This window comes from Streptomyces sp. NPDC127106 (assembly GCF_042677605.1).
Lineage (GTDB): Bacteria > Actinomycetota > Actinomycetes > Streptomycetales > Streptomycetaceae > Streptomyces.
Window position 1 is genome coordinate 56,783 of record NZ_JBHXTC010000035.1, and the last position, 25,159, is coordinate 81,941.

27 protein-coding genes and 2 pseudogenes are annotated in these 25,159 nt (G+C 72.5%); 16 read left to right on the forward strand and 13 right to left on the reverse strand.

All coding sequences use genetic code 11. The features are described from left to right. Positions 1–24 precede the first annotated feature (24 nt). Entirely contained in the window at positions 25–1,077 is a 1,053-nt protein-coding gene (locus ACFVGY_RS25660; protein ID WP_385681148.1) for a sigma-70 family RNA polymerase sigma factor, read from the reverse strand. A 115-nt stretch (positions 1,078–1,192) separates the two neighbouring features. Continuing rightward, positions 1,193–2,509: an MFS transporter gene (locus ACFVGY_RS25665; RefSeq protein ID WP_385681151.1), complete on the reverse strand. Its 1,317-nt coding sequence runs from the start codon at positions 2,507–2,509 to the stop codon at positions 1,193–1,195. A 99-nt stretch (positions 2,510–2,608) separates the two neighbouring features. Here ACFVGY_RS25665 and ACFVGY_RS25670 point away from each other — a divergent pair. Beyond that, a pseudogene (locus tag ACFVGY_RS25670) lies at positions 2,609–3,529 on the forward strand (LysR family transcriptional regulator); the annotation flags it as partial. Positions 3,530–3,543: 14 nt separating this feature from the next. Here the strand turns inward: ACFVGY_RS25670 and ACFVGY_RS25675 are convergent. The 3 genes from ACFVGY_RS25675 to ACFVGY_RS25685 form a co-directional block, all read right to left on the reverse strand. Next, a complete protein-coding gene (locus ACFVGY_RS25675) occupies positions 3,544–4,671 on the reverse strand; it encodes a LuxR C-terminal-related transcriptional regulator (protein ID WP_385681153.1) in 1,128 nt (375 codons plus the stop codon). A gap of 398 nt (positions 4,672–5,069) precedes the next feature. After that, a complete protein-coding gene (locus ACFVGY_RS25680; RefSeq protein WP_385681155.1) occupies positions 5,070–5,438 on the reverse strand; it encodes a cupin domain-containing protein in 369 nt (122 codons plus the stop codon). A 72-nt stretch (positions 5,439–5,510) separates the two neighbouring features. Then, the gene (locus ACFVGY_RS25685; RefSeq protein WP_385681156.1) at positions 5,511–6,233 is read right to left on the reverse strand and encodes an alpha/beta hydrolase; all 723 of its coding nucleotides are present in this window, start codon (positions 6,231–6,233) and stop codon (positions 5,511–5,513) included. Positions 6,234–6,345: 112 nt separating this feature from the next. On the opposite strand from ACFVGY_RS25685, the gene ACFVGY_RS25690 reads away from it, so the two are divergent. From ACFVGY_RS25690 to ACFVGY_RS25700, 3 genes are all read left to right on the forward strand, one after another. Continuing rightward, complete coding sequence (locus ACFVGY_RS25690; RefSeq protein ID WP_385681158.1) at positions 6,346–7,494, forward strand: adenosine deaminase; 1,149 nt, start codon at positions 6,346–6,348, stop codon at positions 7,492–7,494. A gap of 140 nt (positions 7,495–7,634) precedes the next feature. Continuing rightward, positions 7,635–7,910, forward strand: a complete 276-nt coding sequence (locus tag ACFVGY_RS25695; protein WP_385681160.1) for a hypothetical protein — start codon at positions 7,635–7,637, stop codon at positions 7,908–7,910. Positions 7,911–8,105: 195 nt separating this feature from the next. After that, positions 8,106–8,894 carry a hypothetical protein gene (locus tag ACFVGY_RS25700; protein ID WP_385681162.1) on the forward strand — a complete coding sequence of 263 codons (789 nt, stop codon included), beginning with the start codon at positions 8,106–8,108 and terminating at the stop codon, positions 8,892–8,894. Between the two features lie 87 nt (positions 8,895–8,981). On the opposite strand, the gene ACFVGY_RS25705 is transcribed toward ACFVGY_RS25700, so the two are convergent. Then, positions 8,982–9,182 (reverse strand): PspC domain-containing protein, encoded by a 201-nt coding sequence (locus ACFVGY_RS25705; RefSeq protein WP_385681164.1) that lies wholly within the window; start codon positions 9,180–9,182, stop codon positions 8,982–8,984. 42 nt (positions 9,183–9,224) lie between these two features. Beyond that, a complete protein-coding gene (locus tag ACFVGY_RS25710; protein ID WP_385681166.1) occupies positions 9,225–9,812 on the reverse strand; it encodes a VanZ family protein in 588 nt (195 codons plus the stop codon). A gap of 178 nt (positions 9,813–9,990) precedes the next feature. Between ACFVGY_RS25710 and ACFVGY_RS25715 the strand changes: the two genes are divergently transcribed. Next, complete coding sequence (locus ACFVGY_RS25715) at positions 9,991–11,130, forward strand: calcium-binding protein (RefSeq protein WP_385681168.1); 1,140 nt, start codon at positions 9,991–9,993, stop codon at positions 11,128–11,130. 203 nt (positions 11,131–11,333) lie between these two features. Beyond that, complete coding sequence (locus tag ACFVGY_RS25720; protein ID WP_385681170.1) at positions 11,334–11,762, forward strand: hypothetical protein; 429 nt, start codon at positions 11,334–11,336, stop codon at positions 11,760–11,762. A 26-nt stretch (positions 11,763–11,788) separates the two neighbouring features. Here ACFVGY_RS25720 and ACFVGY_RS25725 read toward each other — a convergent pair whose 3' ends face one another. The 3 genes from ACFVGY_RS25725 to ACFVGY_RS25735 form a co-directional block, all read right to left on the reverse strand. Then, positions 11,789–12,445 (reverse strand): PH domain-containing protein, encoded by a 657-nt coding sequence (locus ACFVGY_RS25725; protein ID WP_385681172.1) that lies wholly within the window; start codon positions 12,443–12,445, stop codon positions 11,789–11,791. Continuing rightward, complete coding sequence (locus ACFVGY_RS25730; RefSeq protein ID WP_385681174.1) at positions 12,423–12,848, reverse strand: sortase domain-bontaining protein; 426 nt, start codon at positions 12,846–12,848, stop codon at positions 12,423–12,425. The genes ACFVGY_RS25725 and ACFVGY_RS25730 overlap by 23 nt, the downstream gene beginning before the upstream one ends. A 298-nt stretch (positions 12,849–13,146) precedes the next feature. After that, positions 13,147–14,157, reverse strand: coding sequence for a hypothetical protein (locus ACFVGY_RS25735; protein ID WP_385681176.1), 1,011 nt, complete (start codon positions 14,155–14,157; stop codon positions 13,147–13,149). A gap of 296 nt (positions 14,158–14,453) precedes the next feature. On the opposite strand from ACFVGY_RS25735, the gene deoC reads away from it, so the two are divergent. Genes deoC through ACFVGY_RS25750 form a run of 3 tightly spaced genes read left to right on the forward strand, consistent with a single transcriptional unit; the run spans position 14,454 to position 17,744 of the window. Beyond that, on the forward strand, positions 14,454–15,413 hold the full coding sequence (gene deoC / locus ACFVGY_RS25740) for a deoxyribose-phosphate aldolase (protein WP_385681199.1): 960 nt from the start codon (positions 14,454–14,456) through the stop codon (positions 15,411–15,413). A gap of 5 nt (positions 15,414–15,418) precedes the next feature. Next, positions 15,419–16,855 carry an aldehyde dehydrogenase family protein gene (locus ACFVGY_RS25745; RefSeq protein ID WP_385681178.1) on the forward strand — a complete coding sequence of 479 codons (1,437 nt, stop codon included), beginning with the start codon at positions 15,419–15,421 and terminating at the stop codon, positions 16,853–16,855. Next, positions 16,848–17,744, forward strand: a complete 897-nt coding sequence (locus tag ACFVGY_RS25750) for an aldehyde dehydrogenase family protein (protein ID WP_385681179.1) — start codon at positions 16,848–16,850, stop codon at positions 17,742–17,744. The genes ACFVGY_RS25745 and ACFVGY_RS25750 overlap by 8 nt, the downstream gene beginning before the upstream one ends. A 71-nt stretch (positions 17,745–17,815) precedes the next feature. On the opposite strand, the gene ACFVGY_RS25755 is transcribed toward ACFVGY_RS25750, so the two are convergent. Further along, the gene (locus ACFVGY_RS25755; RefSeq protein WP_385681180.1) at positions 17,816–18,166 is read right to left on the reverse strand and encodes a hypothetical protein; all 351 of its coding nucleotides are present in this window, start codon (positions 18,164–18,166) and stop codon (positions 17,816–17,818) included. Between the two features lie 52 nt (positions 18,167–18,218). On the opposite strand from ACFVGY_RS25755, the gene ACFVGY_RS25760 reads away from it, so the two are divergent. After that, positions 18,219–18,926, forward strand: a complete 708-nt coding sequence (locus tag ACFVGY_RS25760) for a uridine kinase (protein ID WP_385681201.1) — start codon at positions 18,219–18,221, stop codon at positions 18,924–18,926. 71 nt (positions 18,927–18,997) lie between these two features. Here the strand turns inward: ACFVGY_RS25760 and ACFVGY_RS25765 are convergent. Further along, positions 18,998–19,114, reverse strand: a pseudogene (locus ACFVGY_RS25765) (IS630 family transposase); the annotation flags it as partial. A gap of 344 nt (positions 19,115–19,458) precedes the next feature. Here ACFVGY_RS25765 and ACFVGY_RS25770 point away from each other — a divergent pair. Further along, on the forward strand, positions 19,459–19,851 hold the full coding sequence (locus ACFVGY_RS25770; RefSeq protein WP_385681202.1) for a cupin domain-containing protein: 393 nt from the start codon (positions 19,459–19,461) through the stop codon (positions 19,849–19,851). Between the two features lie 204 nt (positions 19,852–20,055). Here the strand turns inward: ACFVGY_RS25770 and ACFVGY_RS25775 are convergent, their stop codons facing one another. Continuing rightward, positions 20,056–20,769 (reverse strand): SigE family RNA polymerase sigma factor, encoded by a 714-nt coding sequence (locus ACFVGY_RS25775; RefSeq protein ID WP_385681181.1) that lies wholly within the window; start codon positions 20,767–20,769, stop codon positions 20,056–20,058. A 193-nt stretch (positions 20,770–20,962) separates the two neighbouring features. On the opposite strand from ACFVGY_RS25775, the gene afsQ1 reads away from it, so the two are divergent. The 5 genes from afsQ1 to ACFVGY_RS25800 all read left to right on the forward strand — a co-directional run bounded on the left by afsQ1 (position 20,963) and on the right by ACFVGY_RS25800 (position 25,016). Next, positions 20,963–21,640, forward strand: a complete 678-nt coding sequence (gene afsQ1, locus ACFVGY_RS25780; protein ID WP_179177120.1) for a two-component system response regulator AfsQ1 — start codon at positions 20,963–20,965, stop codon at positions 21,638–21,640. Beyond that, positions 21,538–23,130, forward strand: coding sequence for a sensor histidine kinase (locus ACFVGY_RS25785; protein ID WP_385681204.1), 1,593 nt, complete (start codon positions 21,538–21,540; stop codon positions 23,128–23,130). Before afsQ1 ends, ACFVGY_RS25785 begins: the two co-directional genes overlap by 103 nt. Continuing rightward, positions 23,108–23,758 (forward strand): GerMN domain-containing protein, encoded by a 651-nt coding sequence (locus ACFVGY_RS25790; protein ID WP_385681183.1) that lies wholly within the window; start codon positions 23,108–23,110, stop codon positions 23,756–23,758. The genes ACFVGY_RS25785 and ACFVGY_RS25790 overlap by 23 nt, the downstream gene beginning before the upstream one ends. A gap of 176 nt (positions 23,759–23,934) precedes the next feature. Further along, on the forward strand, positions 23,935–24,720 hold the full coding sequence (locus ACFVGY_RS25795; protein WP_385681184.1) for a helix-turn-helix domain-containing protein: 786 nt from the start codon (positions 23,935–23,937) through the stop codon (positions 24,718–24,720). Next, positions 24,717–25,016: a DUF397 domain-containing protein gene (locus ACFVGY_RS25800; protein WP_385681186.1), complete on the forward strand. Its 300-nt coding sequence runs from the start codon at positions 24,717–24,719 to the stop codon at positions 25,014–25,016. Before ACFVGY_RS25795 ends, ACFVGY_RS25800 begins: the two co-directional genes overlap by 4 nt. The last annotated feature ends 143 nt before the right edge of the window (positions 25,017–25,159 follow it).

The window sequence follows — 25,159 nt, forward strand, 5'->3', positions numbered from 1 at the left end:
CCGTACCGGCGTACCGGCACCGAACTACGCGCCCCGCTCCGCCCCGTGGGAGGGGGGCAGCTCCTCGGGGAGGCCGAAGAGGGGGAACCAGCGGGCGGTGTCCAGGAACGCGTTGAGCCCCGTGATCCGCCCGTCCGTTATCTCCAGGACCTGGAGTGCCCACGGGACGTGGCCCGGGCTGCCGTCCTGCCGCGGGCGGTACTGGCCGAAGGCGGGCAGGCCGTTGGCGTTGGTGGGGACCAGGCGGGAGCCCTTGCAGCCGATGCCCTGGTTCAGGTGCCACGCGGCGATGTCCGCGTGGCCCTGCAGCCACAGGTCGAACGGCGGCATGGAGAGCACCGCGTCCTCGTGGAGCAGCGTGGTCAGCCGGGAGATGTCGTACGCCTCGAACGCGGACACGTACTGCTCCAGCAGTTTCGCCTGCTCCGCGTCCAGCGGGTCGGCGGGCTCGGCTTCGCGGGCCGGGCGAGCGCCCAGCGTGGCCCGCGCCCGCTGGAGGGCGCTGTTCACCGAGGCGGTCGTGGTCTCCAGCAGGGCCGCCACCTCGTCGGCCTTCCAGGCCAGCACCTCGCGCAGGATCAGCACGGCCCGCTGCTTCGGCGGCAGGTGCTGCAGCGCCGCGACGAACGCCAGCCGCACCGACTCCTTCGCCAGCGCCGCCTCCGCCGGGTCGGCGGTCTGCGGCAGCACCCGCCCGTCCGGGACCGGCTCCAGCCAGGTCACCTCGGGCCGCTCGTTCAGTACGGCGCAGGCCTGGTGCTGCGGTGCGCCGAAGTCCACGGGGCGGGCCCGCTTGTTGCCGGCGCTCAGCAGGTCCATGCAGACGTTGGTGGCGATGCGGTACAGCCAGGAGCGCAGCGAGGACCGTCCCTCGAACTTCGCGTAGCCGCGCCAGGCGCGGACGTACGTGTCCTGCACCGCGTCCTCGGCGTCGAAGGAGGAACCGAGCATGCGGTAGCAGTAGCCGGTGAGCTCCACGCGGTAGCGGCCGAGCGCCGCGTCCAGTCCCGCGTCGACGTCGACGCGGGCGTGGGCGGCGGTGGCGGTGGCGGTGGCGAGGTTGGCGGTGTCCGTCATGTGCGTCGATCCCCCCGGTCGGTCCTGATGCGACGGAACCTACCGGAGGGGTCCGACAGGCGCAGTCCGGCGCCGGAACCCCGGGCGCCGGAACCCCGGGCGCCGGGGCACGGTTTCAGCGGGCCGCGAGCAGCCGCCGCTCCGCCCGGGCCGCGTGCGAGCCGTACAGGGTGATCGACACGACGCCCAGCACCGCCAGCAGTGCGATCGCGGCCGTGGCCGCCCAGCCCCCGGCGTGGTAGGCGAGGGCGCCCAGCGTGCCGCCCGCGCTGGAGCCGAGGTAGTACGCGGACTGGTACAGCGCGGAGGCCTGCGCGCGGCCCGACACCGCGGTCCGGCTGACGGCGGCGGACGCCACGGCGTGCCCCGCGAAGAAGCCCGCGGTGATCAGGACGAGTCCGGCGACGATCGCGGCCACCGAGTCGGCCAGCGAGAGCAGCAACCCCAGGGCGGTGGTGGCCACCGCCAGGTACAGGGCGCCGCGCCGCCCCGTGCGGGCCACGAGCTGGCCCGCCGCAGCGGAGGAGGCCGTACCGACCAGGTAGATCAGGAAGATCGAGCCGATCACGCCCTGGCCGAGGGAGAACTCGTCGACGAGGCGGTAGCCGATGACGGTGTACACGGCGCCGAAGACGGTCATGAACAGGGCGCCGATCCCGTACAGCCGCAGCAGCAGCGGATCGCGCAGGTGGCCGGCGACGGCGGCGCCGACCGCGCGCGGGTCCAGCGAGGCCGGGCGGAAGAACCGCGCCCGCGGCAGCAGCACCCAGAAGGCGACCGCGCAGGCCAGCGCCATCGCGCCGACGGCGAGCAGGCCGGCCCGCCAGCCCCAGGCCTGGGCCGCCCAGCCGGTGACGAGGCGGCCGCTCATGCCGCCGATGGAGTTGCCCGCCACGAACAGGCCGATCGCGCCCACGAGCGCCTTCGGCTGCACCTCCTCCGCCAGGTACGCCATCGCGGAGGCGGGGATGCCGGCGATCGCCGCGCCCTGGACGGCGCGCAGGGCCACCAGCCACTCCAGGTTCGGCGCGAACGGCACGAGCAGTCCGACGCCGACGGCGACGGCCATGGACACCGTCATCATCCGGGTCCGGCCGAAGCGCTCGGAGAGCGCGCTGAGCGGCAGGACGAAGAGGGCGAGCGCGCCGGTGGCCGCGGAGACGGTCCAACTGGCCTGACCGGCCGTCACCCCGAAGCCGTCGGAGACGGCGGGCAGCAGGGCCTGCGTGGAGTAGAGGAGGGCGAACGTCGCGAGTCCGGCGGCGAAGAGCGCGAGGCTCATCCGGCGGTAGCCGGGGAGGCCGGGTGCGTGGGCCCGGGCGGCCTGCGGGGCCTGGGCGGCCTGCGGGGCCTGCGGGGCCTGGGGTTGCTGCGGGGACGACGGGGTGGAGGCACCCGTGGTGGCGGGTGCCCCGGTATGAACGGGAGGCATGCCACGACCGTAGACCCGCTCCGTTTCATGCGTCCAATGCACGAAATCGCGATAATCGATCCCCTGGTGCATCAGTAGAGCTCAGAGGGGTGCATGTCAATGAACCGTTACGAAGAAGACACTGCCGTGACAGCTTTGCTGGCCCCGCGGCTGGCGTACTTCGCCGCGGTCGCCCGGCACGAGCACGTCACCCGCGCCGCCCACGAGCTCGGCGTCCCGCAGTCCACCCTGTCCCGAGCCATGGTCCGCCTCGAAGAGGACCTGGGCGTCGCGTTGTTCGCCCGTAGGGGCCGTACCGTCGCGCTCACCACGGCCGGCCGGACCTTCCTCGCCTCGGCCGAGAAGGCGCTCGCCGAGATCGCCCGCGCCGCCGGATCGGTCCAGCACGACGCCGACTCCGCCTACGGCAAAGTGGCGTTCGGCTTCCTGCACACCCTCGGCCCCGAGACCGTACCGGGCCTGATCCGCGCCTTCCGCGCCGACCACCCCGGCGTCCGCTTCTCCCTGGTCCAGAACTACGGCGAGGCGATGCTGGAGCGGCTGCGGGCCGGCGAGCTCGACCTCTGCCTGACCTCGCCCCTCCCGGACGCCCCCGACCTGGTGGCCCGCCGGCTCGACGAGCAGCGGCTGCGCCTGGTGGTCCCCGACGACCACCGCCTCGCGACCCGCAAGCGCATCCGCCTCGCCGAGGCCGCCGAGGAAACCTTCGTCACCCTGGAACCCGGCTACGGGCTGCGCCGCATCACCGACGACCTGTGCGCCGAGGCCGGCTTCACCCCCCGGGTCGCCTTCGAGGGCGAGGAGGCCGAGACCCTGCGCGGGCTGGTCGCGGCCGGCCTCGGCGTGGCCCTGCTGCCGCCCCCGGCGGTGCCCCGCCCGGGCGTGGTCGAGCTGACGGTGACGGCCCCGCGGGCGGTCCGCGAGATCGGTGTCGCCTGGCTCGACGGCCACCCCGACACCCCGCCGGTCGCCCAGTTCAAGCGGTTCCTGCTGTCCCGGCGCGGCCGGCTGATCCCGGAGTGGCAGGTGCCCGCTCAGGAGGCGGCCTCCGCCCCCCGACCCGGGGCGGCGTCGCCGGGCTCCTCCGCCGCATCCGGCTCCTCCGCCGCATCCGGCTCCTCCGCCGCATCCGGCTCCTCCGCCGCATCCGGCGGGGGCGGGGTCGCGGAGAGCAGGTAGCCCGCCTGGAACCGGGACTTGGCGCCGACGGCCCGCATGACCTCCGCGATGTGGCGCTGGCAGGTCCGCTCGGACATGCCGAGGCGGCGCGCGATCGCCTTGTCCTCCAGCCCCTCCGACAGCAGCCGTACGATCGTCTGCCGCAGCTCGTCCGAGAGCGAGCGGGCCGCCTCCCGGCTCACCGTCGCCGGGAACGGCTCCGCCTTCACCCAGCACCGCTCGAAGGCCGAGGCCATGAAGTGCACGACGCTCGGCTCCCGTACCACCAGCGCCGCCCCGGGGCGGTCCGGCACCGTCATCAGACCCGTGTGCCCGTCGAAGATCAGCATCCGCATCAGCCCGTCGTCCAGCGTCCGCACCTGGGCGCCGAGCGCCGCCACCCGCTCCACGTACGCCACCGTGGGCTGCGAGTAGCGCGCGGTGTGCTGGTAGATCGTCCGCATCCGGACCCCGCGCGTCAGCAGCGCCTCGTCCCGCCCGATCGCCTCCTCCAGGGCCCCCAGCGGGCGTCCGCCGCCCGGCTGCGAGGTCAGCACCTCCCGCTCGCAGGCCGCCGCCAGCTCCCCGATCAGCGCGCGCACCGCGCCCAGGTCGGTGACCGTCTCCAGCTCCTGCCGTCCCCGCCCGCTGCGGTCCCGCTGCGCGGCCCCCGCCTCGTACGCCGGCACCAGCGCCTCCAGGCGGCCGCTCAGCCGGTCCATCTCGTTGTAGGCGTCCCGGACGAGCAGGGCCAGCGGGGCCAGCGCCCGGGAGGCCGCCGCGCGCGGGGCCACGGCGCTCCACCGGTCCGAGCCGCCGCCGGGGGCCTGCTGGAGCAGGTGGGCGGCGGCCAGCTCGGTGATCGCCCCGGTCGCCTGCGGGCCGAGGGCCGCGGTGGCCTCGCCCGGCGCGAAGGAGTGCCGTTCGGCGGCGTACGCGTACAACCGCCGGGCGGCGGGACTCAGTTCGTCCATGGTCGGGAGGTCGGTCTTCTCGGCTGGCATGTGCGCAATCGTCCAGGATTGACGTCGTCTGTAAACACCTCGGGTTCCCGCAAGGCGGCAAGACGATGCCCGCGCGGACGTCCGTCGCGCACGCCGAACCGGCACAGTGGAGCCACCGGGCGGCGGAACGCGGCACGGGGGAGCTGCTGCGCGCCGACGGACACCCGTCCCCGGCCGTCTGCTCGGCCCGCGTTCCGCCGCAACTCCGGCCGCCCGGTGTGCGGGCGCACACGGTGGTCGCGCCGGATCCGTCGGTGCCGTCCGGCCGCACGGGGGCGGAGCGGAACGTGCGGACGGACCGGCGCGCCCACCGTGCGCGCCCGTCCACGGCCGGCCGTGGCCCGGGATCCGGGCGCAGGATGGGGAACCGCGCAGGAACCGGCTCGGCCGGGCCGGGTTCAGCCGCCGGCGGCCTTCGCGTAGTCGCCGAAGCCGGTCCAGTCGACGGCCACGCACGGCTCGTCGCCGACGACCCAGGCGTCGTGGCCGGGCGACACCTGCATGAAGTCGCCGGGGCCGTAGTCGGAGCTCTCCCCGTCGTCCATGACGACGTGCATCCGGCCGCTGACCACGTACCCCGTGTGCGCGGACCGGCAGCTGTCGGTGCCGGCGAGCGGCTTGATGTGCTCGGACCAGCGCCAGCCCGGCTCGAACACGGCGCGGCCCACGGGCCCGCCATCGGCCTGGATCAGGTCCAGCCGCCCCTTGTCGTCCGCGAACGGACGCGTCTCGTCGGCGTCGTCGAAGTTCCTGCGCACGATGGTCATGCCATCGCCTCCCGTAACGGGTGCGGAGGTGGGCCCCGAGTCCATTTCTCACTCTAACGCCGGGGGCCCTCCTCAACCCCGCAGCGAGCGTCCGTACCCGGAGGCGAGCGGCATCCGCAGGCCCAGCGGCGGCGGGGCCGCCAGGGCGTCCGTCACCGGCCGCGAGTACCGGCCCGTGAACAGCGCCCCGAGGACGAAGTCCACGGACAGCGCCACGACTTCCGCTTGGTGGTCCCGTAACCGGTGGCCGTCGGAGTGGACCTCGAAGCGGCACGTCGCCCGGTTGGCCTTCTTCGCCCGCGCCGCGAGGCGGAACGATGCTTCAGGAGCGCTACGCGCGTCGTTCGTGCCGTGCACGATCAGCACCTGTCGGCCGGACAGCTGCTTCACCGGTTCAGGTGTGTCCGGTCCTGCCGCCTCGTCCAGCGAAGGCGCGAGCGCCAGCACCGAGTTGACGGCCTCGTGGCCCGCGGCGAGCAGCGCCGCGCGGCCCCCCGCCGCGTGGCCGGCGAGGCAGACCGGCACGTCCCCGTACCGGCGCACCGCCTCGTCCGCCGCCCACCGGGCGGCCTCCTCCCCGCCGCCCCGACCGCCGTACGCCACGGTGTGCGCCACCAGGCCTTCCGCCCCGCCCGCCCGGGCCAAGGCCCGTGCGAGCGGCCGCACCGGGCCGGGGGGCCACCGGGACGCCCCGGGGAGCAGGAGCACCACGCCGCTGACCGTCGAGACCGAGCCGTTCGCGCCGGCCGCCCGCCCCAGGCGGGTCCCGCGCGCCGGAGGCGCATCATGAGACATGGCGGAACAGTCTCAGACTGACAGGTGTACGCGACCCGTCCGTACGGTCTCTGTTGGATATCGGACCGGCGCCGTGCCCCAGCTCTACGCGCGTAGGCGCTAGAGTGCGCAGATGACGAGCCAGACCACCGAACTGCCCACCCCGGAACAGATCCGCCGCGCCCCGAAGGTGCTGCTGCACGACCACCTCGACGGCGGCCTGCGCCCCGGGACCATCATCGAGCTGGCCCGCGCGGTCGGCTACGACAAGCTCCCCGAGACCGACGCCGACAAGCTGGGCGTATGGTTCCGCGAAGCCGCCGACTCCGGTTCCCTGCCGCGCTACCTGGAGACGTTCGCGCACACCTGCGCCGTCATGCAGACGAAGGAGGCGCTCTTCCGCGTCGCCGCCGAGTGCGCCGAGGACCTCGCCGAGGACGGCGTCGTCTACGCCGAGGTCCGCTACGCGCCGGAGCAGCACCTGGAAGCCGGCCTGACCCTCGAAGAGGTCGTCGAGGCCGTGAACGACGGCTTCCGCGAGGGCGAGCGCCGCGCCCGCGAGAGCGGCCACCGCATCCGCGTGGGCGCCCTGCTCACCGCGATGCGCCACGCCGCCCGCGCCCTGGAGATCGCGGAGCTGGCCAACCGCTACCGCGACAACGGCGTCGCCGGCTTCGACATCGCGGGCGCCGAGGCCGGGTTCCCTCCCACCCGCCACCTCGACGCGTTCGAGTACCTCAAGCGCGAGAACAACCACTTCACGATCCACGCGGGCGAGGCCTTCGGCCTGCCGTCGATCTGGCAGGCGCTGCAGTGGTGCGGCGCGGACCGCCTCGGCCACGGCGTGAAGATCATCGACGACATCGAGGTCGCCGAGGACGGCTCCGTGAAGCTGGGTCGACTGGCCTCGTACGTGCGGGACAAGCGCATCCCCCTGGAGATGTGCCCGACGTCGAACCTGCAGACCGCCGCGGCCGCCTCGTACGCCGAGCACCCGATCGGCCTGCTGCGCAAGCTGCACTTCCGCCTGACGGTCAACACCGACAACCGGCTGATGAGCGGCACCAGCATGAGCCGCGAATTCGAGCACCTGGTCGACACCTTCGGCTACACGCTCGACGACATGCAGTGGTTCACCGTCAATGCCATGAAGTCCGCGTTCATTCCTTTCGATGAACGACTGGCCATGATCAACGACGTCATCAAGCCCGGATACGCCGAGCTGAAGTCGGAATGGCTGTTCCGGCAGACCGCTTCCACCAGCGGTTCTGTTTCGGCCTAGGCCACGGCCTGACCAAAGGAAAGCGCCCGCGGGAGACAATCCCCGGGCGCTTTCTCGTATTTAAGGATGTTTGCGGGCGGCCGTTTCGAGTGGCTAGGTTGCGGAGCCGCCCGATTCCCCAGTCCCAAGGATCAAACTTCATGAAGAAGTCAGCCGCCAAGACCCTCGGTGTCGCCGCCCTCGGAGCCGCCTTCGCCGCCGCCGCGGCCGGTACCGCCTCGGCCTCCGTCCCCAACCTCGACCTCGCCGGCGCCCTGGGCTCCGCGACCGGCGCGCTCCAGGGCGTCACCAGCCAGCAGCAGGTGAGCGCCGACGGCCAGCAGGCCAGCGACGCCGGCGCCACGGTCACCCAGCTGACCGACACCGTCGCCCCCCTGGTCGGAGGCCTGCCGGTCGGCGCCCTCGGCGGCGGCTGATCCCGTCCGGTCCCGCCTGGTCCCCGCCTGATCCACCCCGGGATCCGTGACGGTTCGTACGCGCGCACGTGGGGCGCACGCCGGTTCGACCGGTCGTGCGCCCCGCGGCGCCGTGTGCCAGGATCCCCGCCAACCGCGCGCCGACACCCGGGTGCGGGTACCACCCGGCGCCGGCCGGGGGAGAGGTCACCGGTCATGCGCTTGATGCCCCGAAGCACGGTCGGAGCGGCCACCGCCGCGCTGCTGCCCGCCCTCCTGCTGGGCGCCGTCGGATGCGGTACGGACGCCCCCGCGGGCGGCAAGGCACCCGACCCGAAGGGCTCCGCCCCGGCCGCGACACCGGCGGGCTCCTCGTCCGCCGGCTCCCCGCCCGCCGGCTCCCCGTCCGGCGCGGCCGCCCCGCCGAAGACCGGCGGCACCAGGCTGGAGCGCTCCGCCCTCGAACAGGGCGACCTGCCCGGCTACCAGGTCTCGGCGCAGCCCAAGAACCCCAACGCCCCCGACGGTCAGCCCCAGGCCGATCGCAAGGCCTGCCAGCCGCTGGCCGACATCATGGGCGACGAGCCGGACCCGGCCGCGCGCGAGACCGTCAACCGCGGGATCGGCTCGCAGAAGGAGGTCGGGCTCGCCGTCTCCGCCTCCGTCAGCTCCTACGCCGAACGCGACGCCAAGGCGCTGATCACCCGCCTCGAAGACGCCGTCACCGCCTGCGGTACGGGCTTCACGGCCACCGTCGAGAAGCAGAGCGGCAGCTACCGCGACGTGCGGGCGACCGACTACCGGACCGCCGGCGACGACACCGTCAGCTGGACCACGACCGCGGCCGCCCAGGGCGTCTCGGCCCAGGTCCACGTGGTCGTCGTGCGCCAGGGCGACACCGTCGTGCGGCTGATGGCCCTCAACGTGACGGGTGCGGGGCAGAAGGCCCAGGTTCCGCACGCGGTGGCGGACAAGCAGCTGGAGAAGGTCCGCCGCGCCGGCTGACCGCGCGCCGCACTGCCCCGGGACGCCGCACCGTGAGCCGTACCGTGCGCCGTATCGTGCGCCGCACCGCCGTGGACCGGCGGGGTGTCAGAAGGCGGCGGACGAGGGCTTCTCGTTCGGCAGCAGCAGCCACAGCGCCAGGTAGATCAGGAACTGCGGACCGGGCAGCAGGCACGAGACGACGAATATCAGCCGCATCGTGTTCGCGGAAATTCCGAAGCGGCGCGCCAGGCCGGCGCAGACGCCGCCGATCCACCGGCCGTCACGGGGGCGGGTAAGGGCGCTCATGGGGTCTCCTCTGTCGCATGTGCGGGGGTTTCCCGCGATGCCTCAATACTCCCGCGGCACCGCCGACAGAACGTCGGTCCAGGGTCCCAGTCCGACCCTGGTAATCCTCGGGGTGGACCCCTGAGGGAGCCGGGATGCGCGGGCCCGTTGCGTGCGCCGCATCCGGGCCCGCAGCGCCGGTACGACGGCCGCGTGCGCCAGCACCACGCCGAGGGTGTTCAGCAGCACCGAGTCCACGTCGGAGACCCGGCCCGGGACGGCGCTCTGCAGCATCTCGACGCCGATCGACACCAACGCGCCCGCGGCGGCCGTCCGCGCCAGCGAGGACCACGCGGCCAGCGGCGAGGGCGCCAGGCTCCCGCCGGCCAGCGGCAGCAGGACACCGAGCGGTGCGAGCAGCGCCAGGCCCTCACCGATCCGGCGGGCGGCTTCCAGCGGCCCGCGTGCGAGATCGGCCCTGATCCCGTCGAAGGGGGTCAGGTTCGCGGCAGCTGCCCAGGGCACGTCCAGGGGGCGCAGGGTGAGCCAACCGACGAGGAGCAGATGGGCGACCAGCAGGCCCCCGCCGAGGAGCCGGAGCCGCAGGTGTATGGCGGTGGCGGCGCGGGGGCCGACCTCATGACGCTGCACACCGGTGAAGACGCAGTGTCCGGTGGCTTCGGTTCCGAAATGCCCCGACCGGTGGGGACTGATGAGAATCCGATCGGATGAAAATACCGGGGCTGTGGACGAGCCTTCCCGGAGTCCGGGCGCGATCACGCACAGTGAGCGTGACGACGCACAGCGGATGCACGGAGAGGGAGCAGCCATGTTCGAACACGGAAGGGCCGGGAGGGGCCGCGCGCGGCCCGCCCGGCGGATCGCCGCCCTGGCTGGCGCCCACGCCCTGGCCGCCGCCCTGGCCGGGTTCGGCATGGTCCCGGCCCACGCGGCCGAGGCGACCTGCTTCAACGCGGCCGCCACCGGCACCGTCGGCACGCCCGGGGACGACGTCCTCATCGGAACGGAGGGCCGCGACGTCTTCGACGGCCGGGGCGGCGACGACAAGATCTGCGGACTCGGCGGCAACGACGTCCTGATCGGCGGGACCGGGGACGACCAGATCGCGGGCGGCGCGGGCGACGACCAGGTGGACGGCGGGGCCGGCGGTGACCTGCTCATCGGCGACGACATCGCCTGGACCGGCGACGCCAGCGGCCCCACCGGCCGCGACCGCCTGCTCGGCGGGGCGCAGGGAGACTCGCTGATCGGCGACCACTACGCCGTGCAGGGCACCGCGAACGGCGCCACCGCAGACCTGCTGTTCGGCGGGGACGGCGAGGACGCCCTGACCGGCGACAGCGCCGGCGACCGGGCCACCGGCGGCGCGGACGACCGCCTCGACGGCGGCCGGGACAGCGACAACCTCACCGGCGACTCGGCCGGGTTCTACGAGGCGGCCGGCGCCGGCGACGACGTCCTGATGGAGGGTCCGGGGGACAACGGCCTCGCCGTCGGTGACAGCACCTCGGTCCTGGGCAACGTCAGCGGCAGCGGCGGCGACGACGTCATCGACCTCGGCGAGGACGGCGGCTTCGGCGCCTGGGGCGACCACCAGACCTACTCGGGCAGAGCCGTCGGCTCCGGCAACGACCGCATCTTCGGCGGCAGCGCGGGCGAGGTCGTGCTCGCCGGGGACAGCGGCCTGGGCGATCCCACCAGCGCCACCGCGGGCCACGACGTGATCGACGGCCGCGGCGGGAACGACCGCATCATCGGCGACAACGCCGACGCCCGGTTCACCAACGACTCCATCGGCGCGGCGGGCGGCATGGACTTCGTCACCGGTGGCGCCGGCGACGACCTCCTGCGCGGCGGCACCGCCAACGACACCCTCAACGGCGGCGCGGGCGCGGACGACTGCGACGGGGAGGGCGGTACGAACGTCCAGTTGGACTGCGAAATCTGAACCGGTCGGGACCGGCGCGCGCAGGCCCTCCGGCGAGTGGGCGCAGGTCGGTGCGGGCCCGTGCGGGCGCCGTGGCGGATCCCGCCGCCACCCGCGGCGGGGGAGGACATCACCCGTTCGGCCCACTGCCGGTCGCCGGGCGGGCGGGGGGCCCGCACGCTCGAATGGCCCCCACCCATTCGAGCGAGAGGCGAGGTGGCGCGATGACAACCACCCCCACGCCCGCACCCGCCGGCAAACCCGGCGCCACACACCCCTGGGCGACCGGCGGCACGGTGCTCGCCGGCGTCCTGATGGTGGTCAACGGCGTCTTCGCGATCATCGAAGGCATCGCCGCCATCGCCCAGGACGACATCTTCTACACCCGCATCGGCGACTACATCTACAAGTTCAGCCTGACCGGCTGGGGCTGGATCCACCTGATCCTCGGGATCCTGGTCCTGATCGTCGGCATCTTCCTGCTCAAGGGTGCGAACTGGGCCCGGATCGCCGGTATCGTCCTGGCCTCGCTGACCGTGATCGTCCACTTCCTCTGGCTGCCCTACCAGCCGCTGTGGTCGCTCGTCGTCATCGCGGTGGCCGTGTTCATCATCTGGGCCCTGTGCACCGAGAAGGAGCCGGCGCGCTGGTGACCCGCAGATGACCGGGGGAGGACGGCCTAACGGAGGGCGAAGAGCACGATCAGGAGCACGGCTCCCACGACGGCCGGCGCGATGATCTCGTACGACCAGCGCACGCGCACACCGCCCTGCGCCCCGGCCCGCGAGGCACCGCGCTCGGCCAGCTCGCGCAGCTCGTCCACCACCTGGTCCGCGTGCGCCCGCTGCGGTTCGGCGGGCGCCGCGGCGCCGCTCGCCCCGTCGGCAGCCTTGCCCCGCGAGCTCAGGCCCTTGCCGGAGAGCCCGCCGCGGCGGCTGAGCTGCTGCCGGTTCGCCTTCTTCCGCTCCCGCAGCGAGACGGGTACCGACCACAGCTGGTACTTCGCCCCCTCGGCCAGCACCTCGGCGGAGTACCCGGCCCGGACCGCGTCCACGGCGGCCCAGGGCAGCTCGATGACCCGGAAGGGATTGCGCACCCGCATCCGGTTCTCGTTGGCGAAGACGGCCGGGCGGATGGTGAACGCCACCGTCAGCGGCACGGCGCACAGGGCGATCGCCGCGCCGTACCAGCGGGCGCTGCCCGATCCGCGCACCAGGGCGTCCCCGCACAGCCACACGATCAGGGCCAGCAGCAGGACCCCGGTGACCACGGCCATGGGGGAGCGGTAGACCCGGTCGTCGTAGACCGGCTCGTCATCGGGCTGCTGGCTGCTCATGCGCCTGATTCTGCCTCACGGCGCCCGGGCCCACGAGGTCGGCGTACAGGATGATGTTGTCGGGGCGGTGGCCGTCGGTGAGCTCCCCGCCGCAGGTGATCAGCCGCAGTTCCGGACCGCCGGTGTTCCCGTAGACCTTGGCGGTGGGGAAGCGTTTCTTCGGCACCTGTTCCCACTCGCGCACCCGGAAGACCGCGGTGCCGCCGTCCGCCCGGCCGACGGCGATCTCGTCGCCGGTCCGGATCTTCGAGACCTCCCGCAGGACGGCCGGGCCGCGGGCGGTGTCGAAGTGCCCGATCAGCACGGCCGGGCCGGTCTCGCCCGGGGTGACGGCCCCGGTGTACCAGCCGATCCGGTCCGCGTCGGCACGGAGGGCACCTCGACGGCGTGGGTGGTGGGCCATGAGGGGCTCCGGGAAACGGGCCCGGCGGGCCGCCACTGGGGCGGCCCGCCGGATGGGGTGTGGGTGGTGCGAGGTGACCTGAGGAGGGCCGGGACGTTCTGAGGTGGTGCTGGTGCTGGTGCTGGTGCTGGTGCTGGTGCTGGTGCTGGTGCTGGTGCTGGTGCTGGTGGTGCTGGTGGTGCTGGTGGTGCTGGTGGTGCTGAGTGGTGCTGAGTGGTGCTGGTGGTGCGGGGAGGCACACAGGGGGTGTGCCTCCCGTCCGGTGAGCCGGCCGAGAGCCCGGGCCGGCGGTGGTGCGTCAGGCGCGGTTGCGGGCGGCGCGGTTGCAGGCGGTCCAGGCCGCGCCGAGCCCGGCGAGGATCGCGATCAGGCCGCCGCCGGCAGCCAGGGTGGTGCTGTTGTCGGTGTCCTCGGCGGCGATCTCGGCGCCCGCGGCGACCGCGCCCTGCGGCACGACCACCGTCTGCGCGCCCGTCTGCGGCTTCATGTCGGTGGCCGGCCGCACGGCGACGGTGGTCTTGGCAGCGGTCGTGGTGGAGGGCGCAGCCTCCGGCAGCAGGTAGGAGTCCGAGGCGCCCTCGCCCTGCACGCGGACGGTGAGGTCATAGCGGCCGTCGTCGGTCTCGGCGAGCTCGTACGCGGTGCCGTCGACCACCGCGCGGGGGCGGGAGACGTCCAGCGTCGCCAGGACACGGCCCGCCCGGCCGTCGGCCGGCTCCCGGTTCTCGGCGACGGCGCGGATCCCGACCTCGGGGCCCTCGGAGTCGTTGCGCAGCACCGCGATCCGGCCCTCGCCGACGAGCACGGCCTCGCCGTCGTAGCGGTCCTCGACCGTCGTGGCCGGGGTCTGCGGCGCCTGGGGGGACTTCCGGTTCTCCGGGGTCCCGGCCTTCGGCAGCGGGTGGGACGCGGAGACCCCGTCCTTGGTGACGGTCAGCACCGGGGCGGAGGTGTCCGCCCCGGTCAGGGAGAGGAGCAGCCCGTTCGCGGTGTCGCTGCGGTGGGTCCGGTCCAGCACCGTCAGCACGTGGACCAGGTAGGCGTCGCCGGGCTTCCACTGCGAGCCGGTGAAACGGATCCAGGCCTCGGGGCCCTCCGCCCCGTTCCGCAGCACCGCGACCAGACCCTCGCCGATGTAGACGGGCTCGCCCGCGTACCGGTCGGCGTCCGAGACGGTTCCGTACACCGAGGTCACGCCGTGCGCGGCGGCCGGGGCGGCGAACGCGCCGGCGGCGCCGGCCGCGGCGGGTGCCAGCAGCGCCCCGGCGAGGGCGGCGGTGACGATCGAGGTACGGACGGCGGTACGCACAACGACTCCTGGAAGCTGTGTCGCGGGTAGGTGGGAGAGTCGCATGCCGCGTTTTCTCTGTCGGGCTTTCATCCGGTGAGTTCTGGCGGGCTGCTGAAAAGAAATCTACGGATCTTGTTCGGCCGGATCGTGGGGTTCCTGTCATGGCCGTGTAACGGCTGTGACCAGCGCATTCCGCTTCCGGCCCGCCGCCCGCCCGGCACCCTCCTCCGCCCGAATGGGCCCAGCTGCGCACAGATGTGCACCCCAGGGGGGTGACAGGCCGCTACGCGCGTAGATATGCTCGTGTGGTGACCATGCCCACCACCCCCGCATTCGCCGACGTGACGACGTCCGACAGTGCGCTGCGCCGGTTCCTGCACGGGCTGCCCGGCGTGGACGCCGTCGGCCTGGAGGCCCGCGCGGCCGCCCTCGGTACCCGTTCGATCAAGACCTCGGCCAAGGCGTACGCCATCGACCTGGCCATCTCGATGATCGACCTGACCACACTCGAGGGTGCCGACACCCCGGGCAAGGTCCGGTCGCTCGCCGCCAAGGCCGTCCATCCCGACCCCACCGACCGTACGACGCCCATGACCGCCGCGGTCTGCGTCTACCCGGACATGGTGGCCACCGCGAAGGCCGCCCTGAACGGCGCCGACGTGAAGGTGGCGTCCGTCGCGACCGCCTTCCCGGCCGGCCGTGCCGCGCTGCCGGTCAAGCTCGCCGACACCCGTGACGCCGTCGCCGCCGGCGCCGACGAGATCGACATGGTCATCGACCGTGGCGCCTTCCTCGCCGGCCGCTACCTGGAGACGTACGAGCTGATCAAGGCCGTCAAGGAGGCCTGCGTCCGCCCGGACGGCACCGCCGCCCGCCTCAAGGTCATCTTCGAGACCGGCGAGCTGTCGACGTACGACAACATCCGCCGTGCCTCGTGGATCGGCATGCTCGCGGGCGCCGACTTCATCAAGACCTCCACCGGCAAGGTCGGCGTCAACGCCACCCCCGCCAACACGCTGCTCATGCTCGAAGCCGTCCGTGACTTCAAGGCGCAGACCGGAATCCAGATCGGCGTGAAGCCGGCCGGCGGCATCCGGACCACGAAGGACGCCATCAAGTTCCTGGTCCTGGTCAACGAGACCGCGGGCGCGGACTGGCTGACCAACGAGTGGTTCCGCTTCGGTGCTTCCAGCCTGCTCAACGACCTGCTGATGCAGCGCCAGAAGCTGAACACCGGCCGTTACTCCGGTCCCGACTACGTGACGGTGGACTGATCACCATGGCATCTGCATTCGAGTACGCACCGGCTCCCGAGTCCCGCTCGGTCGTCGACATCGCCCCCTCCTACGGCCTCTTCATCGACGGTGAATTCACCGACGCCGCCGACGGCAAGGTCTTCAAGACCGTCTCGCCGTCCACCGAGGAGGTCCTCGCCGAGGTCGCCCAGGCGGGTGCCGCGGATGTCGACCGCGCCGTCAAGGCCGCCCGCAAGGCCTTCGACAAGTGGTCCGCGCTGCCGGGCTCCGAGCGCGCCAAGTACCTCTTCCGCATCGCCCGGATCATCCAGGAGCGCAGCCGCGAGCTGGCCGTCCTGGAGACCCTGGACAACGGCAAGCCGATCAAGGAGACCCGCGACGCGGACCTCCCGCTGGTCGCCGCGCACTTCTTCTACTACGCGGGCTGGGCCGACAAGCTCGACCACGCGGGCTACGGTGCGAACCCGCGCCCGCTGGGCGTCGCCGGCCAGGTCATCCCGTGGAACTTCCCGCTGCTGATGCTGGCGTGGAAGATCGCCCCGGCGCTGGCCACCGGCAACACCGTCGTCCTCAAGCCCGCCGAGACGACCCCGCTGTCGGCCCTGTTCTTCGCGGACATCTGCCGCCAGGCGGGCCTGCCCAAGGGCGTCGTCAACATCGTTCCCGGCTACGGGGACACCGGCGCGGCCCTCGTCGAGCACCCGGACGTCAACAAGGTCGCCTTCACCGGCTCCACCGCGGTCGGCAAGGCCATCGCCCGCCAGGTCGCCGGCACCGACAAGAAGGTCACCCTGGAGCTGGGCGGCAAGGGCGCCAACATCGTCTTCGACGACGCCCCCATCGACCAGGCCGTCGAGGGCATCGTCGGCGGCATCTTCTTCAACCAGGGCCAGGTCTGCTGCGCCGGCTCCCGCCTGCTGGTCCAGGAGTCCATCCACGACGAGCTGCTGGACTCGCTCAAGCGCCGCCTGAGCACCCTGCGCCTCGGCGACCCGCTGGACAAGAACACCGACATCGGCGCGATCAACTCCGCCGAGCAGCTCGCCCGGATCACCGCCCTCGCGGACACCGGCGAGGCCGAGGGCGCCGAGCGCTGGTCCCCGGCGTGCGAGCTGCCGTCCGCCGGCTACTGGTTCGCCCCGACGCTGTTCACGAACGTCAGCCAGGCGCACACCATCGCCCGCGACGAGATCTTCGGCCCGGTGCTGTCCGTGCTGACCTTCCGCACGCCGGACGAGGCCGTCGCCAAGGCCAACAACAGCCAGTACGGCCTGTCCGCCGGCATCTGGACGGAGAAGGGCTCGCGCATCCTCGCGGTCGCCAACAAGCTCCGCGCCGGTGTCGTCTGGGCCAACACGTTCAACAAGTTCGACCCGACCTCGCCCTTCGGCGGCTACAAGGAGTCGGGCTTCGGCCGCGAGGGCGGCCGCCACGGCCTGGAGGCTTACCTCGATGTCTGAGTCGACCGCGCGTCTGAACGTCTTCAAGACCTACAAGCTGTACGTCGGGGGCAAGTTCCCCCGCTCCGAGAGCGGCCGGGTGTACGAGGTGAGCGACTCCAAGGGCAACTGGCTGGCCAACGCCCCGCTGTCCTCCCGCAAGGACGCCCGTGACGCGGTCGTCGCCGCGCGCAAGGCCTTCGGCGGCTGGTCCGGCGCCACCGCCTACAACCGCGGCCAGATCCTCTACCGCATCGCCGAGATGCTGGAGGGCCGCCGCGACCAGTTCGTCCGCGAGGTCGGCGAGGCCGAGGGCCTGTCCAAGTCCAAGGCCGCCGCGGTCGTGGACGCGGCCATCGACCGCTGGGTCTGGTACGCGGGCTGGACCGACAAGATCGGCCAGGTCGTGGGCGGGGCCAACCCGGTCGCGGGCCCGTACTTCAACCTCTCCACCCCGGAGCCGACCGGTGTGGTCACGGTCATCGCCCCGCAGGACTCGTCCTTCCTGGGCCTGGTCTCCGTGATCGCCCCGGTGATCGCGACCGGCAACACGGCGGTCGTCATCGCCTCCGAGAAGGCGCCGCTCCCGGCCCTCTCCCTGGGCGAGGTGCTCGCCACCTCCGACCTGCCGGGCGGCGTCGTCAACATCCTGTCCGGCAAGGCCTCCGAGATGGGCCCGCACCTCGCGGCCCACCAGGACGTCAACGCGATCGACCTGGCGGGTGCCGACGCGGCGCTCGCCAAGGAGCTGGAGATCGCCGCCGCCGACAACCTGAAGCGCGTCCTGCGTCCACAGCCTGTGGACGACTGGACCGGCGACCAGGGGACGGCCCGCATGACGGCCTTCCTGGAGACCAAGACGGTCTGGCACCCGACGGGCTCCCTCGGCGCCTCGGGCTCGTCCTACTGAGGCTGAGCCCCGCATACCGACCCCGGCAGCAAACCCCCGTGCTGCCGGGGTCACGCCTATCCGGGCCCGGGTTACTTGCCGCCGGTCAGGGGGCCGAGGAGGGAGCCCACGGCCGCCTCGGGCAGTTCGGCGACCGACGGGCCCTGGGTGAGGGCGCCGGTGACCATGGTGGTGCCGACCGACGGGAAGTCCGCCACCTTCGTGGCGATGCCGTTGTCGAGCGGGTCCACGCCCGTCTTGGCGAGCGGGTTCACCTTGAGGTTGGCGATCGGGTCGACGACCCCGGCGACGGCTGCCGGAACGGACAGCTCGCCCGCCTGGGCGCCGCCCGCGGCCATCGCGAGGGCCGCACCGGCCATGGAGACCGTGAGGCCCGCGGAGCGCAGTGCGGAGGGGGTACCGGGGGCTGCGTGACGTGCCATGGGGATCCCTTGCGATCGTGGTCGAATGTGCACGCAGCGTAGTGGAGGTGTGATCCTCGATACCAACGAGCGCCAGATGGCATCCCACGCGCGGGGGAATGCGTCAGACTGGTGTTCCGTGAGCGCCTCCTCTCCTTTGCCTACGCGTGTCGTCCTGTTGACCGGACCTTCAGGTTCCGGAAAGTCCTCGCTGGCCGCCCGTTCCGGGCTGCCGGTCCTGCGCCTGGACGACTTCTACAAGGAGGGCGACGACCCGACCCTCCCCCTGGTCGAGGGCAGCTCCGACATCGACTGGGACTCCCCGCTGTCGTGGGACGCCGACGTCGCCGTCGAGGCCATCGCGCAGCTGTGCCGCACCGGCCGTACCGAGGTCCCCGTCTACGACATCGCCACCTCCGCCCGGACCGGCGCGGAGACCTTCGACATCTCCCGGACCCCGCTGTTCATCGCCGAGGGGATCTTCGCGGCCGACATCGCGGCCCGCTGCCAGGAGCTCGGGCTGCTCGCCGACGCCATCTGCCTGCGCGGCCGCCCGTCCACCACGTTCCGCCGCCGCCTGCTGCGCGACCTGCGCGAGGGCCGCAAGTCGGTGCTGTTCCTGGTGCGCCGCGGCCTGCGCCTGATGCGGGCCGAACGGGGCATCGTCGCCCGGCACGAGGCGCTCGGCGCCCACCCCTGCGCCCGCGACGAGGCCCTGGGCCGCCTCGCGGCCGCGGCCGCCGGCCGGCACCGCGCGCCGAACACCGCCGCTGCCGTTTAGTGCCGTATCAGGCAGTGTTTGCCCTGTTGACGACGAATCGTAGGCGCTGGTCGTCGGCGTGACGGTCGCCAGATGACCATCTGGGCCCGCCGCCACGTCACGACCGAGCCGGTGCCTCTGCGGATGATCCGCAGCAACCGCCGGCCTCCGTCACCATCGATCTCACGAACCCGCCCCCGTTCTGCCACCCGGACAGACGCATGGTGACGCACCGCCTGTGCCAGCACCCGAGCGGCGCGTCAGATCACAACAGGGCAGACGCTGCTTGATACGGCGCAGATGCCCGCCGATGACATGGCGCGATGCGGTCTCGATGCCGCCGGCTTCCGGATTGTGGCGTCCGCCGACGGGAGGCAGCGTGGTGTCGAGACCGTTGGGGCGAGGCAGAACTCGGTCACCGCCGAACGAGTGGGTTGGTACACCGGTCCGGAGTACAGCGGCCGACGCAAGATCGTCCATTCCGGGCAGGCTTACGGAGGTGTGGTACTTGTCAGCGAAGAACCCAGAGCAAGGGAGCGCCCACGAGGTCTCCTTGCCGCCCGAAGTCACGTTGCTGCAGGAAGTCACTCCGCCCTTCTTTCCCGAAGGTGGTTCGGGAATGACCATCCTCGTCGAGTGGCCTCCCGGTCACCCCGGGCTCCCTCCGCATCGCCACTCGGGCCCGTCGTTCGGCTACGTGATGGAGGGCGCGCTCCGGTTCGAGCTTGAGGGTGAGCCAGAGCGTGTGGTCGAGGCCGGTGGGACGTTCTGGGAACCAGGCGGTGACGTGATCCACTACCAGGACGGCAACGCCCTGTCGGACGCACCGACCAAGTTCGTGGTGACCATGCTGTGCGCGCCGGGTCAGCCGATGCTCACGCTGGTCGACGAGGAGGAGCTGAAGGAACGGGCGCACCTGCGCGCCCCGCGTCCCTCCGAAGGCTGACCTGCGAGATCGGCTGTCCTGGGCGGGCCGGACGGGGCCACTGAAACAAAAGGTGGCGTCGCATCGGCCTGCCGCGTGGACAAAAAAAGGTGCGCGGGATCAGTCGGACCCCCGACCGACTGATCCCGCGCATTCCCCCCATGGCCGCCGTCCCACCCCCGTAGGACGGCCCCCCGGCCAATGGCTCTGTGATGGCTCGTGGCGTTACGCGACGAGCTCCTCGAAGGACTCCGCCTCGTCGCGGCCGAAGCTCAGCGCCTCGTCGTCCCGCAGCCGGCGCAGCGAGCGCCAGATGCTCGACTTCACCGTGCCGACGCTGATCCCGAGGATCTCCGCGATCTCCGGGTCCGTCCGGCCCTCGTAGTAGCGCAGCACCAGCATCGTGCGCTGCGGCTCCGGGATCCGGGCCAGCGCCTGCCACAGCACCGCGCGCAGCTCCGTGCCCCGCATCGCGTCCGTGTCGGTCGCCGTCTCCGGCAGCTCCTCCGTCGGGTACTCGTTCAGCTTGCGCCGGCGCCAGGCGCTGATGTGCAGGTTCGTCATCGTGCGCCGCAGGTAGCCGCCAACGGCCGCCTTGTCGCTGATCCGGTCCCAGGCCCGGTACGTGGAGAACAGCGCGCTCTGCAGCAGGTCCTCGGCCTCGTACCGGTCGCCGGTCAGGTGGTAGGCCGTCGCGTACAGCGCGGCCCGCCGCTCCTGGACGTACGCCGTGAACTCCGCCTCCGAGGAGGAGGACAGCCGCGGCTCGGGCAGCACGGCGGGAACCGCGGCGGCGGGCCCGTACGTCTTGGCATCGATGGCCACCGTGTGCGCCTGCCGGGGACGGGCGACCGTCACCGAACGGGCAGCTGTCCGGCGGCTCACATCGTGCAGCCGCGTGACAACCGCGCTGGTGGTGGTGCTGTGCAGCGTGTTCATCCCGCGCCCCCCGTCGTGGAGTCTGCTTCCGGTTCCTGGTTTCCGCGTCCTGCTCGGTGCGTTGGTTAAAGACTGCCCGGCGGACTTAACCGCGGTGTCCGTCGACTGTCACAGGCCTGTCACAGCGGGCCCGGCGAGAACGCCTCGTGCCCGACGGTCGAACTCCCAACCGCACATGGGACAGAATGTGGCCGTGCCTTTCCTGTTGCTGATCGAGGACGACGACGCCATCCGCACGGCCCTCGAACTCTCCCTGACCCGCCAGGGCCACCGTGTGGCCACCGCGGCGACGGGCGAGGACGGCCTCAAGCTGCTGCGCGAGCAGCGGCCGGATCTGATCGTGCTGGACGTGATGCTGCCCGGGATCGACGGCTTCGAGGTGTGCCGGCGGATCCGCCGCACCGACCAGCTGCCGATCATCCTGCTCACCGCGCGCAGCGATGACATCGACGTGGTGGTCGGCCTGGAGTCCGGCGCCGACGACTACGTCGTCAAGCCGGTCCAGGGCCGGGTGCTCGACGCCCGGATCCGGGCCGTGCTGCGCCGCGGCGAGCGGGAGGCCAACGACTCGGCCGTCTTCGGGTCCCTGGTCATCGACCGGGCCGCGATGACGGTGACGAAGAACGGCGAGGACCTCCAGCTGACGCCGACCGAGCTGCGGCTGCTGCTGGAGCTCAGCCGGCGGCCCGGTCAGGCCCTGTCCCGGCAGCAGCTGCTGCGGCTGGTCTGGGAGCACGACTACCTCGGCGACTCGCGGCTCGTGGACGCCTGCGTCCAGCGGCTGCGCGCCAAGGTGGAGGAAGTGCCCTCCTCACCCACCCTCATCCGCACCGTACGGGGTGTCGGCTACCGCCTGGACTCCCCGCAGTGATCAAGGCTCTGTTCGCGGGCCGGCGCTGGACCAGCCTGCGGCTGCGGCTCCTCATGGTGTTCTCCCTCGTCGCGCTGGCGGCCGCGGTGTCCGCGTCCGGCATCGCCTACTGGCTCAACCGCGAGGCGGTGCTCACCCGTACCCAGGACGCGGCCCTCGGCGACTTCCGGCAGGAGATGCAGCTGCGGGCCGCCGCCCTGCCCGCCGACCCCACCCCCGAGGAACTCCAGCGCACCGCCGACCTGATGGCCGGCAGCAGCCCCGGGTACAGCGTCCTGCTCGTGGACGAACGCGCCGACCGCCGCATGGTGTTCGGCGCGGCCGGCCCCGACGCCTTCCGGCTGGAGGACGTCCCCGAGAGCCTCCAGCGGGCCGTCAACGACCGGCAGAAGCCGACCGCGGCGAGCGAGGCCGAGTACCACATGTACTGGCAGCGCACCCGGCCGAACGGCAACCCGTACCTGGTCGGCGGCACCCGGATCGTCGGCGGCGGACCCACCGGCTACATGTACAAGTCCCTCGCGCAGGAACGCGACGACCTCAACGCGCTCGGCTGGTCCCTGACCATCGCGACCGGACTCGCCCTGCTCGGCTCCGCCCTCCTCGCGCAGGCCGCCGCCCGTACGGTCCTCAGGCCCGTCCAGCGGCTCGGCGACGCCGCCCGCCGCCTCGGCGAGGGCGAACTCGACCACCGGCTCGACGTGTCCGGCACCGACGAACTCGCCGACCTGTCGCGCACGTTCAACCGGACCGCGGAGGCGCTGGAGAAGAAGGTCGCCGACATGAGTGCGCGCGAGGAGGCCAGCCGCCGCTTCGTCGCCGACATGTCGCACGAGCTGCGCACGCCGCTCACCGCGCTGACGGCGGTCGCCGAGGTGCTGGAGGAGGAGGCCGACACCCTCGACCCGATGATCGCACCGGCCGTGCAGCTGGTCGTCAGCGAGACCCGGCGCCTCCACGACCTCGTCGAGAACCTGATGGAGGTCACCCGCTTCGACGCCGGCACGGCCCGCCTGGTCATCGACGACGTCGACGTCGCCGACCAGGTCACCGCCTGCATCGACGCACGCGCCTGGCTCGACGCGGTCGAACTCGACGCCGAGCGCGGCATCATGGCCCGTCTCGACCCGCGCCGCCTCGACGTCATCCTCGCCAACCTCATCGGCAACGCCCTCAAGCACGGCGGCTCGCCGGTACGGGTGTCGGTGCGCGTCGAGGGCGAGTGGCTCGTCATCGCGGTACGGGACAACGGCCCGGGCATTCCCGAGGAAGTGCTGCCGCACGTCTTCGACCGCTTCTACAAGGCCAGCGCGTCCCGCCCGAAGTCGGACGGCAGCGGCCTCGGCCTGTCCATCGCCGTGGAGAACGCACACATCCACGGCGGCGAGATCACCGCGGCGAACGCCGAGGGCGGCGGCGCGCTGTTCACGCTGCGGTTGCCGGTGGACGTGGGGAAGGTGATCGCTGGTGGCGACGACGCGAACGCGTAGGACGGCGGCAGCCGCCGCGGTGCTGTGGGGCCTCGCGTCCCTGACGGCCGGATGCGGGATCCGGGCGACGACCGTGCCGGTCGACGTCGGCCCGGCCCCCTCCCGGGTGTCCTGCGACATACCGGCCCAGCAGGGCAGCGCACAGGGCTTCCGGGCCACCGTGGAGCTCGTGTGCGGCTCGCAGCTGGTCGGCGTCGAGCGGGTCGTCCCCATAGCCGAGAAGAAGCCGGCGCAGAACCCCGCGCTGCTGGCGGCCGAGGCGCTGCTGGAGGCGTTGGAGCGCGAGCCCTCGCAGGAGGAGCGCGACGCGGGCTTCACCAGCGCCGTCCCCGGCGGGCTGACCGTCACGGCGAACCGGCCGGGCGACCCGGCGGGCACGGTCCGGCTCAGCAAGAAGCCGGAGGACCTGCTGCCGGTGGCCCTGGCCCAGGTCGTGTGCACCCTCGCGGGCAGCGAAACCGTGTCGGCGGGACCGGGCCCGGTGGTCCTCGGCGGGCCGGACGCGGACCCGCCGCGCGCCTGGGAGTGCACGGACGCCGTCCGCTCCCGCCCGGAGTCGGTGCCGACGCTGGGCGAACTCGTCCGCTCGGGCGGGACGCCCGTGCCGTCGCCGTCTCCGTCCGGCTGACGGTAGGCCTCTCAAGTCGGCCTGCTCGTAGGCGTGTTCGAGTTATCGTCCGACGGGCCGTGTCGACCCGTACTCATCGAGGAGTACGGGTCGGTACGGGTGTGAGGCGCGGCCGCGGGTGGCAGTCCAGGCGTATGCCACCGAGGAAGAGGGCGCCACGGCCCAACGCGACCGCGATGAAGATGATCGGCGAGCAGGTCGCCACCGGCCGGATCGCCAAGAAGCTCACCCAAAGCGGGCTCGCCGACCTGGTCAACATGGACCAGGAGACCATCGCCTCCATCGAGCAGGGGCGGCGCGTCCTGATGCCCGACGTCGCCGAACGGATGGACCGGGCACTCGGACTCCCCGGAGTGCTCACCGTCGCCGCCCTGCGAATGCCGGAGGTCGACATGATCCCGGCCTGGGCCGAGGAGTACTTCGAGAGGGAGAACGAGGCACTCGCGCTGTCCTGGTTCGACACCATGATCGTGCCGGGATTGCTCCAGACCGAGGACTACGCACGGGCGGTGTTCGCCTGCCGCGTGCCGTTCGTGGGCGAGGAGAAGATCGAGCTTCAGACAGCACGCCGGATCCGACGCCAGGAGATACTGCGCCGACCGGTCCCGCCCACCCTTTCCTTCGTGATCTGGGAGGCGGCCCTGCGGGACCGGATCGGCGGTGACGAGGTCTACTTTGAGCAGATGCGACATCTGCGGGCCTGCGCGGATCGCCCTGCCATTTCGATTCAGGTGCTTCCCTTGGGGCTCACGGCGCAAGCGGGCCTCGCAGGGCCGTTCATCCTCGTGGAAACCCCCGAGTTCCAGCACCTCGCTTACTCCGAAACGCAGCGTGGCAGCATCCTCGTACGTGACCCGAACGAGGTCAGCATCCTTACGCAGAAGTATGCGATGCTGCGATCCCAGGCCCTCAACGTCGCAGAGACCAAAGGCCTGTTGGACCGGCTGCTAGGAGAACTATGAACACCGCACTGAAGTGGTTCAAGTCGAGCTACAGCAGCGACGAAGGTGGCGCCTGTGTCGAGGTCGCCTACAACTGGCGGAAGTCCAGTTACAGCGGCGACGAAGGTGGCGCCTGCGTCGAGGTCTCCTACCCGTGGCGTACTTCTTCTCACAGCGGCAGCGAAGGCGGTGCCTGCGTAGAGGTAGCCGCCTGCCCCCACGTCGTGCACGTCCGCGACTCGAAGGTCGAGGGCGGCCCGGTCCTCGACCTGGCCCCGGCCAGCTGGGACGCGCTCACCGGCTGGGTGCGGGCGTAGTGCCCGCAGGAACGCCGACGGGGCCCCCCCCGGGCAGTGCGGGGCCCGCCCCCGCCGCCGGGCGGGGGGGGGGGGGGGCGCTGCCCCACCCCCCCCGGGAGGGCGGTGTGTACGCCGCCCGCCACTAGAGGGCGCCGCGCGCG

Bases quoted from the DNA above. Each gene is read 5' to 3' on its own strand.
- ACFVGY_RS25660 (WP_385681148.1), bottom strand. From the start codon at position 1,077: ATGACGGACACCGCCAACCTCGCCACCGCCACCGCCACCGCCGCCCAC.
- ACFVGY_RS25665 (WP_385681151.1), bottom strand. From the start codon at position 2,509: ATGCCTCCCGTTCATACCGGGGCACCCGCCACCACGGGTGCCTCCACC.
- ACFVGY_RS25675 (WP_385681153.1), bottom strand. From the start codon at position 4,671: ATGCCAGCCGAGAAGACCGACCTCCCGACCATGGACGAACTGAGTCCC.
- ACFVGY_RS25680 (WP_385681155.1), bottom strand. From the start codon at position 5,438: ATGACCATCGTGCGCAGGAACTTCGACGACGCCGACGAGACGCGTCCG.
- ACFVGY_RS25685 (WP_385681156.1), bottom strand. From the start codon at position 6,233: ATGTCTCATGATGCGCCTCCGGCGCGCGGGACCCGCCTGGGGCGGGCG.
- ACFVGY_RS25690 (WP_385681158.1), top strand. From the start codon at position 6,346: ATGACGAGCCAGACCACCGAACTGCCCACCCCGGAACAGATCCGCCGC.
- ACFVGY_RS25695 (WP_385681160.1), top strand. From the start codon at position 7,635: ATGAAGAAGTCAGCCGCCAAGACCCTCGGTGTCGCCGCCCTCGGAGCC.
- ACFVGY_RS25700 (WP_385681162.1), top strand. From the start codon at position 8,106: ATGCGCTTGATGCCCCGAAGCACGGTCGGAGCGGCCACCGCCGCGCTG.
- ACFVGY_RS25705 (WP_385681164.1), bottom strand. From the start codon at position 9,182: ATGAGCGCCCTTACCCGCCCCCGTGACGGCCGGTGGATCGGCGGCGTC.
- ACFVGY_RS25715 (WP_385681168.1), top strand. From the start codon at position 9,991: ATGTTCGAACACGGAAGGGCCGGGAGGGGCCGCGCGCGGCCCGCCCGG.
- ACFVGY_RS25720 (WP_385681170.1), top strand. From the start codon at position 11,334: ATGACAACCACCCCCACGCCCGCACCCGCCGGCAAACCCGGCGCCACA.
- ACFVGY_RS25725 (WP_385681172.1), bottom strand. From the start codon at position 12,445: ATGAGCAGCCAGCAGCCCGATGACGAGCCGGTCTACGACGACCGGGTC.
- ACFVGY_RS25730 (WP_385681174.1), bottom strand. From the start codon at position 12,848: ATGGCCCACCACCCACGCCGTCGAGGTGCCCTCCGTGCCGACGCGGAC.
- deoC (WP_385681199.1), top strand. From the start codon at position 14,454: ATGCCCACCACCCCCGCATTCGCCGACGTGACGACGTCCGACAGTGCG.
- ACFVGY_RS25745 (WP_385681178.1), top strand. From the start codon at position 15,419: ATGGCATCTGCATTCGAGTACGCACCGGCTCCCGAGTCCCGCTCGGTC.
- ACFVGY_RS25750 (WP_385681179.1), top strand. From the start codon at position 16,848: ATGTCTGAGTCGACCGCGCGTCTGAACGTCTTCAAGACCTACAAGCTG.
- ACFVGY_RS25755 (WP_385681180.1), bottom strand. From the start codon at position 18,166: ATGGCACGTCACGCAGCCCCCGGTACCCCCTCCGCACTGCGCTCCGCG.
- ACFVGY_RS25775 (WP_385681181.1), bottom strand. From the start codon at position 20,769: ATGAACACGCTGCACAGCACCACCACCAGCGCGGTTGTCACGCGGCTG.
- ACFVGY_RS25795 (WP_385681184.1), top strand. From the start codon at position 23,935: ATGAAGATGATCGGCGAGCAGGTCGCCACCGGCCGGATCGCCAAGAAG.
- ACFVGY_RS25800 (WP_385681186.1), top strand. From the start codon at position 24,717: ATGAACACCGCACTGAAGTGGTTCAAGTCGAGCTACAGCAGCGACGAA.